The sequence below is a fragment of the Streptomyces sp. A 4/2 genome (assembly GCF_940670765.1).
In the GTDB taxonomy this organism is placed as follows: domain Bacteria; phylum Actinomycetota; class Actinomycetes; order Streptomycetales; family Streptomycetaceae; genus Streptomyces.
Genome location: NZ_CALNVW010000004.1, coordinates 1 through 13,062 on the forward strand (window position 1 = coordinate 1; position 13,062 = coordinate 13,062).

Here is a 13,062-nt window from a genome sequence, read left to right on the forward strand (position 1 = left end):
AACCTAACGAGAACTCGGCTGTGCGGAACCCTCCCGTCAGCGGATGCAGCTACTGACCAAGCCACCGGACGGCTTGTTTCCGTCGCCTGGCGTGGCCTTGTGTACCTCGCTTTCTGGAGCATCCCTGAGCGCGGGTCGACTCGTCCCTGACGTAGCTCGCGCCCTCGGTGACCGGAGCATCCCCGCAGGCGCAGGTCGCCCACGGGGCACCTGGTCGACCCCAATATCTGCCGGCGCGGAACCGGCGCCCTTCGGAGCAACCCTGACGGAGAGCGAGGGCGACAGCCCAATCACTCAACTCTCGAAACGAGGCGGGTGGGACGCCCCATCACGCATCCCACGGAGGCGCCACGACAAAAGCCCAGGTCACAGCAGCCAAAGACTCATCCGCCACACGCGAGGACGCACACTCGCCACACCCCCGTTAGGCATCCGCCACACGCAAAACAGCCCCCGAAAAACACGTTTCCCCAGGTCAGAACGATTCTGCCTGGGGATACTCGGTGGGGCGGGTGGGACTCGAACCCACGGCCGACGGATTATGAGTCCGCTGCTCTAACCGGCTGAGCTACCGCCCCTTTACGGCGTGGCGCGCACACCTGTGCGCGCCGTCTGCCGCAGCATAGCCGCTCATACGATCTCCTGCCTCGGATGGTCGGCTTCACCTGACCATGAGGACTGCGCCGCAGGCCGGGCGGTTCCACCAGGGTGGGAAAGACACACGAAAAAGGGCCCCGGGGGGCCCTCTTCCGTCATGTGCTCCCCCGACTGGACTCGAACCAGTAACCCTCCGGTTAACAGCCGAATGCTCTGCCAATTGAGCTACAGGGGACCGCGCTCCCCCGACTGGACTCGAACCAGTAACCTGCCGGTTAACAGCCGGCTGCTCTGCCAATTGAGCTACAGGGGATTGCTCTTTGCACCGAACGTACCCGTCCGAACGATCCCGGGGGGCGTGTGCTCGCTGCGACACATACATTAGCGCAAGCAGGGGGGTGCTCCGCCAATCGGTTCCGCCCCGGGTGATCACGCGCGTTGCCGGGTAGGCGGGCAGCACCGGCACAAGGGAAGGCAGCCATGCGGTACAAGCTGACGTTCGTCGTTGGACTCGCTCTCGGATACGTGATCGGCACACGGGCCGGGCGGGAGCGTTACGAGCAGTTGAAGAAGTCCGCCCGCCAGGTCGCGGAGAACCCCGCCGTGCGCAACGCCGCCGAGGCCGCAGCGCAGAACGGGCGGGATGTCGCGGGCAAGGCTCTCCACACGGTGAGCGAGAAGGTCGGGGACCGGATGCCCGAAGCGATGGCCCAGCGGGTCCGCTCGCTGCGGGAGCGCAACGGCGCCGTCGAGGACGACTGGGGCACCACCAACACCTGACGTTCCGGTTGTACGGCACAATCGGTCCGCATGGGGATAGTCGCCGGTCTTGACAGCTCTTCCGCGTTCACGCGCATCGTCGTCTGCGACGCGGACACAGGTGCCGTGCTGCGGCAGGGGTACGCGCCGCACCCGATCGACCCGAAGGTGTACGAGGTCGATCCGCAGGCCTGGCTGCTCTCGCTCGGCGAGGCGGCGGCCGGCGGCCTCCTGGAGGGCGTGCAGGCCATCGGCGTCTCCGCGCAGCAGCACGGTCTGGTGCCGCTGGACCGGCAGGGCAATCTCGTACGTCCCGCGCTGGTCGGCAACGACAAGCGGGCGCAGGTCGCCGCGGCGGATCTGATCGACTCGCTCGGCGGCCGGTCCGCGTGGGCCGAGGCCGTCGGGTCCGTACCGCAGTCCGCGCAGCCGGTGGCGAAGCTGCGCTGGCTGGCGAAGCACGAGCCGGAGGCCGCCGCGCAGGTCGCCGCCCTGCTCCAGCCGCACGACTGGCTGGTGTGGCAGCTCCTGGGCCGCCCCGCCCGGCGGATCACCGACCGGGGCGCGGCCTCGGGGACCGGCTACTGGTCGGCGGCGACCGGCGCCTACCGTCCCGACCTGGTGGAGCTGGCGCTCGGTCACCCGGCCGCGCTGCCCGAGGTGCTCGGCCCGTCCGACACAGCGGGGACCACCCCCGAAGGGCTGCTGATCTCCGCCGGGACGGGCGAGACGATGGCCGCCGCGTTCGGGCTCGGGGTCGCGGCCGGGGACGTGGTCGTGTCGCTGGGCGCTTCGGGTTCGGTGATGGCGGTGCATCACGAGGCGCTGGCCGACCCGTCCGGGATGATCACGTCTTTCGCCGACGCGACCGGCATGCATCTGCCCGTCGTGCATACGCTCAACGCCGTACGGGCCCTGCGCGGCACCGCCGAGCTGCTCGGGGTCGAGGATCTGGAGGCCCTTTCGGCCCTCGCGCTGACCTCCACCCCCGGCTCCTCCGGACTCGTACTCCTGCCGTACCTGGAGGGCGAGCGCACCCCCGAGCTGCCGCACACCGCGGGGACCCTGTCCGGGCTGCGGCGTGAGTCGATGAAGCGTGAGCATCTGGCGCGGGCCGCCTTCGAGGGCATGCTCTGTTCGCTGGCCGACGCGATGGACGTACTCCGGGACCGCGGGGTCGAGGTGCGCCGGGTGTTCCTGCTGGGCGCCGCCGCCGAGCTGCCCGCCGTCCGGGCCGCGGCGCCCGGGATCTTCGGGGCGCAGGTCGTCGTACCGCAGCCCGCCGACTACGCCGCGGTCGGCGCCGCGAGGCAGGCCGCGTGGGCTCTCGGGGTCTCCCGGGGAACGCTGGACGCGAAGACCCCGCCCGCCTGGCAGGGCGCGGCGGCGCAGGTGCTCGAACCAGGTGAGGAACTGGCGGTGGGGCAAGCCGTGCGTAAGCAGTACGCAGCCACCCGTGACCAGATCCATCCGGGAGCCTTCGGCGAGCCGTCCTGATGCGGTCGTCTTGACCTGTCCTTGAGGAAAACGGTTAGTTTCGGGAGGGCCGGTACCGGAAACTGGGGGGATCTGCCCTGCCGGACCGCCGACCCCGAGAGACAGCGCGTGCTCATACAACTCCTGCGGACGTACCTGCGTCCGTACAAGAAACCGATGGCCCTGCTGGCGCTGCTTCAGCTGTTCCAGACCTGCGCCACCCTCTACCTGCCGACTCTCAACGCGGACATCATTGACAACGGTGTCGTGAAGGGTGACTCGGGTTACATCCTGACCTTCGGTGGCGTCATGATCGCCATCAGCGTGGTCCAGGTGATCTGCAACATCGGCGCCGTCTACTTCGGTGCGCGGACGGCCTCCGCCCTCGGCCGGGACATCCGTGCCGGGGTCTTCGACCGGGTGCAGTCCTTCTCGGCGCGCGAGGTCGGGCACTTCGGGGCGCCGTCCCTCATCACCCGCACCACCAATGACGTCCAGCAGATCCAGATGCTGGTGCTGATGTCGTTCACGCTGATGGCTTCGGCGCCGATCATGTGTGTGGGCGCCATCGTCCTGGCGCTCGGACAGGACGTACCGCTCTCGCTCGTCCTGGTCGCGGTCCTCCCGGTCATGCTCGTCCTGGTCTCCCTGATCGTCCGGCGCATGCGCCCGCTCTTCCGGCAGATGCAGGTCCGGCTCGACACGGTGAACCGGGTGCTGCGCGAGCAGATCACCGGCAACCGCGTCATCCGCGCGTTCGTCAAGGACGACTACGAGAAGGAGCGCTTCAAGGGCGCCAACACCGAGCTGACCGAGGTCTCCCTGGGGACCGCGCGGCTGATGGCGCTCATGTTCCCGACGGTGATGACCGTGGTGAACGTCTCGTCGATCGCGGTGGTCTGGTTCGGCGCGCACCGGATCGACAGCGGGGCCATGCAGATCGGGGCGCTGACCGCGTTCCTCTCGTATCTGATGCAGATCGTGATGTCCGTGATGATGGCCACCTTCATGTTCATGATGGTGCCGCGTGCGGAGGTCTGTGCCGAGCGGATCCAGGAGGTGCTCGGCACCGAGTCCAGCGTGGTGCCGCCGCTGGAGCCGGTGCGGGAACTGGTCAGGCACGGCCATCTGGAGATCCGGGGGGCCGGTTTCAAGTACCCGGGCGCCGAGGCTTCGGTGCTGCGGGACATCGCCCTGGAGGCGCTGCCCGGTGAGACGACCGCGGTGATCGGATCGACGGGCAGCGGGAAGTCGACGCTGCTCGGCCTGGTGCCGCGGCTGTTCGACGCCACCGGCGGCGAGGTGCTGGTGGACGGCGCGGACGTCCGGCAGATCGATCCCACGCTACTGGCGAAGACCGTGTCGCTGGTGCCGCAGAAGCCGTATCTGTTCTCGGGGACCGTCGCGACGAACCTGCGGTACGGAAACCCCGACGCGACCGATGAGGAGCTGTGGCACGCGCTGGAGGTCGCGCAGGCCAAGGACTTCGTGGAGAAGCTGGAGGGCGGGCTGGACGCGCCGATCGCCCAGGGCGGCACCAATGTCTCCGGCGGGCAGCGGCAGCGGCTCGCGATCGCCAGGACGCTGGTCCAGCGGCCGGAGATCTACCTCTTCGACGACTCCTTCTCGGCACTGGACTACGCGACGGACGCGGCGCTGCGGACCGCGCTGCGGCTGGAGACCGCCGAGGCGACCGTGGTGATCGTCGCGCAGCGCGTCTCCACCATCCGCGACGCGGACCGGATCGTCGTGATGGACGAGGGCCGGGTGGTCGGAACCGGCCGCCATCACGAGTTGATGGACGGCAATGAGACATACCGGGAGATCGTGCTCTCCCAGCTGACCGAGGCGGAGGCAGCCTGATGGCCGGTCCTGGTGGACGCATGATGATGGGGCCGACCCAGAAGTCCATGGACTTCAAGGGGTCGGGCAAACGGCTGCTGCGGATGCTCGCGCAGGACCGCCCCGCGCTCTTCGCGATGCTGACGGCCGTGGTCGGCAGCGTCGCTCTCTCGGTGATCGGGCCGAAGATCCTCGGCCGGGCGACCGACCTGATCTTCGGTGGGATCATCGGCCGGCAGCTGCCGGCGAGCACGACCAAGGCGCAGGCCCTTCAGGGGCTGCGCGCCAAGGGCCAGGGCGCCATGGCCGACATGCTCTCCGGTGTCGACTTCACTCCGGGCCAGGGCATCGACTTCACCGAGGTCGGCAAGATCCTGCTGCTCGCGCTGGCGGCGTTCGTCTGCGCGGGCCTGCTGATGCTGACCACCACCCGGCTCGCGGCACGGATCATCAACCAGGCCGTGTACCGGATGCGTGAGGAGATCCAGGCGAAGCTGTCGCGGCTGCCGCTGTCGTACTACGACAAGGCGAAGCGCGGCGAGGTGCTCAGCCGGACGACCAACGACGTCGACAACATCGGCCAGACCATGCAGCAGACGATGGGACAGCTGGTCAACTCGCTGCTGACCATCATCGGTGTGCTGGTGATGATGTTCTGGATCTCCTGGATCCTCGCGCTGGTCGCGCTGGTGACCGTACCGCTGTCGGTCCTGGTGGCGACGCGGGTCGGCAAGCGGTCGCAGCCGCAGTTCGTGCAGCAGTGGAAGGTCACCGGCAAGCTCAACGCCCACATCGAGGAGATGTACACCGGGCACGCCCTGGTGAAGGTCTTCGGGCGGCAGGAGGAGTCGGCGGAGGCGTTCCGCGAGCAGAACGACGCGCTGTACGAGGCGGGCTTCAAGGCGCAGTTCAACAGCGGGATCATGCAGCCGCTGATGATGTTCGTCTCCAACCTCAACTACGTGCTGGTGGCGGTCATCGGCGGCCTCCGGGTCGCTTCGGGCTCGCTGTCGATCGGTGACGTCCAGGCCTTCATCCAGTACTCGCGGCAGTTCTCGCAGCCGCTGACGCAGGTCGCGTCAATGGCGAACCTGGTGCAGTCGGGCGTCGCGTCCGCCGAGCGGATCTTCGAACTGCTCGACGCGGAGGAGCAGGAGCCCGACGCGGAGACCGCCGAGCGGCCCGAGAACCTGCGCGGCAGCATCTCGCTGGAGAAGGTCGCCTTCCGGTACTCACCGGACAAGCCGCTCATCGACGATCTGTCGCTGTCGGTGGAGCCGGGGCACACGGTCGCGATCGTCGGTCCGACCGGCGCGGGCAAGACGACCCTGGTGAATCTGCTGATGCGGTTCTACGAGGTGACCGGCGGGCGGATCGTGCTCGACGGTGTCGACATCGCCAGGATGTCCCGTGAGGACCTGCGTTCCGGCATAGGGATGGTGCTCCAGGACACCTGGCTCTTCGGCGGCTCGATCGCGGACAACATCGCGTACGGCTCCTCGCGTCCGGTCACCCGCGAGCAGATCGAGGAAGCGGCCCGCGCGGCCCACGCCGACCGCTTCATCCGCACCCTCCCCGAGGGCTACGACACGGTGATCGACGACGAGGGCACCGGGGTGAGCGCGGGCGAGAAGCAGCTGATCACGATCGCGCGGGCGTTCCTGTCCGAGCCGGTGATCCTGGTGCTGGACGAGGCGACGAGCTCCGTCGACACCCGTACCGAGGTGCTGATCCAGAAGGCGATGGCCCGGCTGGCGCACGGTCGTACGAGCTTCGTCATCGCACACCGGCTGTCCACGATCCGGGACGCGGATGTGATTCTGGTGATGGAGAGCGGGGCGATCGTCGAGCAGGGGTCGCACGAGGAGCTGCTGGCGGCGGACGGGGCGTACGCGCGGTTGTACGCGGCGCAGTTCGCGCAGGCAGTGGTCGAGGTCGACTGAGCGGAGCGGCCGGTCCAGCGATGGACCGGCCGCCGCCGGGACGGGGTCCGGAGGGGCAGCTGTCACGGCACCGGGGGCAGGTGCGGGGGCCGAACGGAGCCGGGCTCGCGGCGTCGAGGGGGCGCCGGAGCGGGGCGCAGGCGCGCGGTGTCGGGGCCGGGCCTGAGGGCCGGGTCAGTCCAGATAGCCGCGCAGCTGCTCCGCGAACGCGTGGTCCCGCAGCTTGTTCAGCGTCTTGGACTCGATCTGGCGGATACGCTCCCGGGTCACCCCGAAGATCCGCCCGATCTCCTCCAGGGTGCGCGGCCGTCCGTCGGCCAGCCCGTAGCGCAGTTGAACGACCTTCCGCTCCCGCTCCCCCAACGTCGAGAGCACGGCGTCCAGATGCTGCCTCAGCAGCAGGAACGCCGCCGACTCCACGGGGGACGCCGCATCGCCGTCCTCGATCAGGTCGCCCAGCGCCACATCGTCCTCCTCCCCCACCGGGGCATGCAGCGACACGGGTTCCTGGGCCAGCCGCAGGACCTCGGTGACGCGTTCGGGGGTGAGATCGAGATGAGCGGCGACCTCGTCGGCGGTGGGCTCCTCGCCGCGTTCCTGGAGCATCCGGCGCTGCACCCGCACCACCCGGTTGATCAACTCGACCACATGGACGGGGACTCGAATGGTCCGGGCCTGGTCGGCCAGGGCGCGGGACATCGCCTGCCGGATCCACCAGGTCGCGTACGTCGAGAACTTGTAGCCCCGGGCGTAGTCGAACTTCTCCACGGCCCTGATCAACCCGAGGTTTCCCTCCTGGACCAGGTCGAGCATGGTGAGCCCGCGACCCACGTACCGCTTGGCGACGGAGACCACCAGCCGGAGGTTGGATTCGATCAGGCGGCGCTTGGCCATCCGGCCGAGTACGACCAACTTGTCCAGATCGACGGCGAGTCGGGAGTCGAGATCGGAGGAGCCCGACAGCCGCTCCTCGGCGAAGAGGCCCGCCTCGACCCGTCGGGCGAGCTCGACCTCGTCGGCCGCCGTGAGCAGTGGGATGCGGCCGATCTCACGTAAGTACTGGCGGAAGAGGTCGGAGGACGGGCCACCGGAATCGGCCGTGGCTCTGCGGCGGGGCGGCTCGGGGGTCTCCGCCAGGTCCTCCATGGCGGGCTCGGGCGCGGACGGCCCGTCGTCGGCGGTGGGCCGGATCTCGGGGTGATGTGCGGCCGGGCCCTGCGGTGGAACCGCCGTGGCCACATCGGTTTCGGTCAGGGTCCGGGTCTGCACGGGGGCGGCCTCCAGGGGGACTGCCGGATCGGGGGCGTGCGGCAGTGGAGCGTCGGCGGCCGGGCCGATCCCGTCCCCCGTTCGCGGGTCGGTCTCGGACACCGCTGTCCAGTGTGGGGTACGACACATCGCCGCCACGAGGGGCGTGCGGTGACTTTCTGGTTCCCCAGCGTGACTTTCCGGCCCGCGGCCAATCCTGCTTCCCGGGGAAGCGCAGTGATCCGTCGACACGGGGAGGGAGCGCACCGGTCGGAGTACGCCGGGGCGGCGCTCCGGAGCCACGCCCCGGGTCGGAGCGCTCCGGGTCGGCGTGCCTCGGGTCAGAGCGCCTCGGCGCCGAGGTTGCGCAGGGACCGGCCGTACTGCTGGAGGGTCCAGAGTTCGTTCTGGACCGCCGCGTACTGTTCCGCGTCGCCCTGGGTGGACACCCGGGCCAGGGTGGACTGGACGTCGGTGATGCGGCGGTCCACCGCGCGGAGCCGGACGCTGACCAACTGGTCGCCCGCGTACACCTCGTCGACCGTACGGCGCATGATCGCTTCCACGGCCAGCTCGGTGACGACGGCGCGGACCGTGTCGTCGGGGGCGGCCCCGCGGACCCGGGTGAGGTACTCGAAGGAGTCGGTGATGCCTTCCTCGGCGCCACCCGCCTCCATGATCGCCTCGCGTACGGCGGCGTACGGCGGGGCGGTGAACTCGTCGGCCCCGTACGCGTCGAAGGCCGGGGAGACCAGTTCGGGGCGCTGGAGCGCCAGCTTCAGCAGCTCCCGCTCCGTACGGTGGGCGGGGCTGCGGAGGTTGAGTGCGGGGCCGCCCGCGGGGGCCGGGGCCGGCCGGGTCCCGGGCTGGGGGCGACCGCCGCGCGCGGGCGTCGGTGCGTTGCCCCGGCCGCGGGCCCACTGGGCCAGCTGGCTGATGCGCTTGACCACGAACTGGGTGTCGAGGATGCCGACCATTCCGGCCAGCTGTACGGCCACCTCGTGCTGGGAGGCGCTGTTCTTGATCCGGGCGACGATCGGTGCGGCTTCGTCCAGCGCCGTCGCACGGCCCGCCGGGGTCTCCAGGTCGTAGCGGGAGACGATCTGGCGGAGCGCGAACTCGAAGAGCGGGGTGCGGGGTTCGGCGAGGGTGCGCACCGATTCGTCGCCCTGGGCGAGCCGCAGGTCGCACGGGTCCATGCCGTCGGGGGCGATGGCGATGTAGGTCTCGGCCGCGAACTTCTGGTCGTCCTCGAAGGCGCGCAGGGCGGCCTTCTGGCCGGCCGCGTCACCGTCGAACGTGAAGATCACGCGGGCGCTGCCGTTGTCCATCAGGAGCCGGCGGAGGATCTTGATGTGGTCGGTACCGAAGGCCGTGCCACAGGTGGCGACCGCGGTGGTCACCCCGGCCAGGTGGCAGGCCATGACATCGGTGTAGCCCTCGACGACGACGGCCCGGCTGGACTTGGCGATCTCCTTCTTGGCCAGGTCGATCCCGTACAGGACCTGGGACTTCTTGTAGATCGACGTCTCGGGGGTGTTCAGGTACTTCGGGCCGTTGTCGTCGTCGCGGAGCTTGCGCGCGCCGAAGCCGACGACCTCGCCGCTGATGTCCCGGATCGGCCACATCAGCCGGCCGCGGAAGCGGTCGATGGGTTTGCCGCCGCGGGTCTCCTGGGCGAGGCCGGAGGCGAGCAGCTCCTTGTCGGAGAACCCCTTGCCGCGCAGGAAACGGGTCAGGTGGTCCCAGCCCGCCGGGCTGTAGCCGACGCTGAAGTGGGTGGCGGCGGCCTGGTCGAAGCCCCGCTGGGCGAGGAACTTGCGCCCGATCTCGGCCTCGGCGCTGTCGAGCTGGTCGACGTAGAACTGCGCGGCTGCCTTGTGCGCCTCGACCAGCCGGATGCGCTCGCCGCGCTGGCTGTTCGGGGTGTAGCCACCCTCTTCGTACCGCAGGGTGATGCCCGCGGTGCCCGCCAGCCGCTCGACCGCCTCGCTGAACGAGAGGTGGTCGATCTTCATGATGAAGGCGAGGGTGTCCCCGCCCTCCTGGCAGCCGAAGCAGTGGAAGAGGCCCTTGGCGGGGCTCACCTGGAAGGAGGGGGACTTCTCGTCGTGGAAGGGGCACAGACCCTTCAGGTTTCCGCCGCCCGCGTTCCGCAACTGGAGGTACTCGGAAACGACGGCGTCGATCGGGACCGCGTCCCGGACCGCCTTCACGTCGTCATCGTTGATCCTGCCTGCCACGCATGAAGTCTACGGTCCGGGTCGGACAGTCCGTGCTGCCGATCCCCGGCCGGCCGCGGCCGGGGCGCGGGCCCGGCCGCGGACCAGCCCGGGAGGATCACCGTGCTTCGGGTCGGATTCCCAGCGTGGCCAGCTCCACCGACGGGTCCGCCAGCGCTTCGGGGTCCAGCGTCGCGCCCGAGCGGATCAGCCGCTGGAGCTGTTCGGTGACGTCCCACACATTCACGTTCATCGCGGCCAGCAGCCGGCCGTCCTTCAGCCAGAAGGCGATGAACTGGCGCTTCCCCGCGTCACCCCGGACGATCACCTGGTCGTAGGAGCCGGGCGGAGCCCACCCCGAGTACTCCAGGCCCAGATCGTACTGGTCGGAGAAGAAGTACGGGATCCGGTCGTACGCGACGTCCTGGCCGAGCATGGCGCGCGCCGCCGCCGGGCCTTCGTTCAGGGCGTTGGCCCAGTGTTCGACGCGCAGCCGGGTGCCGAGCAGCGGATGCTCGGCGGCGGCCACGTCCCCTGCCGCGTAGATGTCCGGGTCGGAGGTGCGCAGCGAGGCGTCGACGGCGATGCCGCCGCCGTGCGCGCGGTCGACGAGCTCCAGACCGGCCGCCTCCGCGAGGGAGACGCGCGGGGCGGCGCCGATCGCGGCGAGGACGTCGTGGGCCGGGTGTTCCTCGCCGTCGTCGGTCTGGACGGCGAGGACCATGCCGTCCTGGCCGGTGATCTCGGTGAGGCGGGCGCCGAAGTGGAAGCGGACGCCGTGCTGGGTGTGCAGGTCGGTGAAGATCTGGCCGAGTTCCGGGCCCAGCACGGCGTGCAGCGGGGTCGGGTGCGGTTCGACGATGGTGACCTCGGCGCCGTAGCCGCGGGCCGCCGCCGCCACCTCCAGGCCGATCCAGCCTCCTCCGGCGATCACCAGATGGCCGTTGTCCCGGCCGAGGGAGGCGAGGACGTGGCGCAGCCGGTCCGCGTGGGCCAGGCGGCGCAGATGGTGGACGCCCGCCAGCCCGGTGCCTGGAATGTCCAGCCGGTGCGGTTCGGCACCGGTGGCCAGCAGCAGCTTGTCGTAGTGGATGGCGGTGCCGTCACCGAGCCGTACGACCTTGACGGCACGGTCGATCTCGACGACCGTCTGGCCGAGGTGCAGCTCGATGTCGGCCTGCGCGTACCAGGCCGGTTCGTGGACGTAGACGCTGTCGCGCTCCTCCTTGCCCGCCAGGTACCCCTTCGACAGCGGCGGGCGCTCGTAGGGGTGGTCGCGTTCGTCCCCGATGAGGATCACGCGGCCCGCGAACCCTTCGGCGCGGAGGGTTTCGGCGGCCTTCGCCCCCGCGAGCCCTCCGCCGATGATGACGAACGTCAGATGTGCGTCGACCACTTGATGCCTCCTTGTAGTGCGGGCGCCGCTTGCGAGCGTCCCGCACGGAGTGTGATGGGGGAAGAGGTGTGAGGTGTTGAGGCTCACGCACGGTCAGGAATGGCCGGTCATGATGGCATGTCGGCCGGTCCGGAACCCCGTCCGGGCCGCCGGCCGCCGGTCAGTGACGGCCGGTCAGCCGGGCGTGCAGGGAGCGCGCCGAGGCATCGGTGAGCGAGCCGATCTGGTCGACGATCACGCGTTTGCGGCTGCGTTCGTCGGGTGCCGCGTCGAACAGGGTCCGGAACTGCGGGTCCAGCCCTTCCGGCGCGCGTTCGGTCAGTGCCTCGGCCAGTTCGGCGAGGACGACGCGCTGGTCGGCCCGGAGCCGCTCCTGCTCCTCGCGCTGCATGACGTACCGGTCGGCGACGGCTTTGAGCACGGCGCATTCGAGCCGTGTCCGGCGCGGGACGACCAGTTCCGCGGCGTATCTGGTGAGCGGTCCCGTGCCGTACGACCGGCGGGTGGCGCTCTCGGCGGCCAGACAGAAACGGCCGATGAGCTGGCTCGTGGCGTCCTTCAGCCGGGCCTGCGCGACGGCCGTTCCGTCGTAGCCGTGCGGCCACCAGTCCTGGGCGAGCAGTCCGTCCAGGGCTTCGGCGAGCTCGGCCGGGTCGGTGTCGGCCGGCACGTAGCGGCCGACGGCCACGGCCATGATGTCGGCCCGTTCGGGCGCGGAGTGCAGGCAGTTGGGGTCGATGTGGCCGGCGTGCAGCCCGTCCTCGACGTCGTGCACGGAGTACGCGACGTCGTCGGACCAGTCCATGACCTGGGCCTCGAAGCACTTGCGGTCCTGGGGGGCGCCGCGCCGGGCCCAGGCGAAGACGGGCAGGTCGTCCTCGTACACGCCGAACTTCACCGAGCCGGGCTCGGTGGGATGGCCGCCGCGGGGCCAGGGGTACTTGGTGGCGGCGTCGAGGGCGGCGCGGGTGAGGTTGAGGCCGACGCTGACCAGCTCGCCGGTGGTCTGCGAGGTGACGAACCGCTTGGGTTCCAACCGGGTCAGCAGGCGCAGTGACTGGGCGTTGCCCTCGAAGCCGCCGCAGTCCGCGGCGAAGTCGTTGAGCGCCAGTTCGCCGTTGTGCCCGAACGGCGGATGCCCCAGGTCGTGGGCGAGACAGGCCGTCTCGACGAGATCGGGGTCGCAGCCGAGTGCCGCGCCGAGCTCTCTTCCCACCTGGGCGCATTCCAGGGAGTGCGTGAGGCGGGTGCGCGGGCTCGAGTCCCAGACGCGGCTGCGCGAGCCGGGGGTGACCACCTGTGTCTTGCCCGCGAGGCGCCGCAGCGCGGCGGAGTGCAGCACGCGCGCACGGTCGCGTTGGAAGGCGGTACGGCCTGGTCGCTTGTCCGGCTCGGTGTCCCAGCGTTCGAAGTCGGTCGGGTTGTACGCGGTGCCTTCCATGCTTCGACAGTACTGAGTTTCACCTCGCGGACGGCGCCGGGCCCGCCAGGTGGCGGTTCAGGTGGTGTCGGGCGGTCCTGGCCCGTCCGCCCGTCCGGGCGTTGTCAGACCCCCCGCCTACTGTGATCCACAGAACGA

8 protein-coding genes and 3 tRNA genes are annotated in these 13,062 nt (G+C 70.1%); 4 read left to right on the plus strand and 7 right to left on the minus strand.

Annotated features, from left to right (window positions below; all coding sequences use genetic code 11):
* Positions 1-504 precede the first annotated feature (504 nt).
* The 3 genes from NBY69_RS03690 to NBY69_RS03700 form a co-directional block, all read right to left on the minus strand.
* Positions 505-578: transfer RNA gene (locus NBY69_RS03690), tRNA-Ile, on the minus strand.
* 181 nt (positions 579-759) lie between these two features.
* Positions 760-832, minus strand: a tRNA-Asn gene (locus NBY69_RS03695).
* 5 nt (positions 833-837) lie between these two features.
* Positions 838-910 (minus strand) — tRNA-Asn (locus NBY69_RS03700).
* A gap of 167 nt (positions 911-1,077) precedes the next feature.
* Here NBY69_RS03700 and NBY69_RS03705 point away from each other — a divergent pair.
* The 4 genes from NBY69_RS03705 to NBY69_RS03720 all read left to right on the plus strand — a co-directional run bounded on the left by NBY69_RS03705 (position 1,078) and on the right by NBY69_RS03720 (position 6,617).
* Positions 1,078-1,377 carry a YtxH domain-containing protein gene (locus NBY69_RS03705; protein ID WP_250298192.1) on the plus strand — a complete coding sequence of 100 codons (300 nt, stop codon included), beginning with the start codon at positions 1,078-1,080 and terminating at the stop codon, positions 1,375-1,377.
* Positions 1,378-1,407: 30 nt separating this feature from the next.
* A complete protein-coding gene (locus NBY69_RS03710) occupies positions 1,408-2,853 on the plus strand; it encodes an FGGY family carbohydrate kinase (RefSeq protein ID WP_250298193.1) in 1,446 nt (481 codons plus the stop codon).
* 108 nt (positions 2,854-2,961) lie between these two features.
* Positions 2,962-4,695 carry an ABC transporter ATP-binding protein gene (locus NBY69_RS03715; protein WP_250298194.1) on the plus strand — a complete coding sequence of 578 codons (1,734 nt, stop codon included), beginning with the start codon at positions 2,962-2,964 and terminating at the stop codon, positions 4,693-4,695.
* A complete protein-coding gene (locus NBY69_RS03720; RefSeq protein WP_250298195.1) occupies positions 4,695-6,617 on the plus strand; it encodes an ABC transporter ATP-binding protein in 1,923 nt (640 codons plus the stop codon). The genes NBY69_RS03715 and NBY69_RS03720 overlap by 1 nt, the downstream gene beginning before the upstream one ends.
* 174 nt (positions 6,618-6,791) lie before the next feature.
* Here NBY69_RS03720 and NBY69_RS03725 read toward each other — a convergent pair whose 3' ends face one another.
* The 4 genes from NBY69_RS03725 to NBY69_RS03740 form a co-directional block, all read right to left on the minus strand.
* Complete coding sequence (locus NBY69_RS03725; protein WP_250298197.1) at positions 6,792-8,015, minus strand: sigma-70 family RNA polymerase sigma factor; 1,224 nt, start codon at positions 8,013-8,015, stop codon at positions 6,792-6,794.
* Between the two features lie 191 nt (positions 8,016-8,206).
* Positions 8,207-10,108, minus strand: coding sequence for a DNA primase (gene dnaG / locus NBY69_RS03730; protein WP_250298199.1), 1,902 nt, complete (start codon positions 10,106-10,108; stop codon positions 8,207-8,209).
* A 97-nt stretch (positions 10,109-10,205) separates the two neighbouring features.
* Positions 10,206-11,483, minus strand: coding sequence for an NAD(P)/FAD-dependent oxidoreductase (locus NBY69_RS03735; protein WP_250298200.1), 1,278 nt, complete (start codon positions 11,481-11,483; stop codon positions 10,206-10,208).
* Positions 11,484-11,643: 160 nt separating this feature from the next.
* Positions 11,644-12,924 (minus strand): deoxyguanosinetriphosphate triphosphohydrolase, encoded by a 1,281-nt coding sequence (locus NBY69_RS03740; RefSeq protein ID WP_250298202.1) that lies wholly within the window; start codon positions 12,922-12,924, stop codon positions 11,644-11,646.
* Between the last annotated feature and the right edge of the window lie 138 nt (positions 12,925-13,062).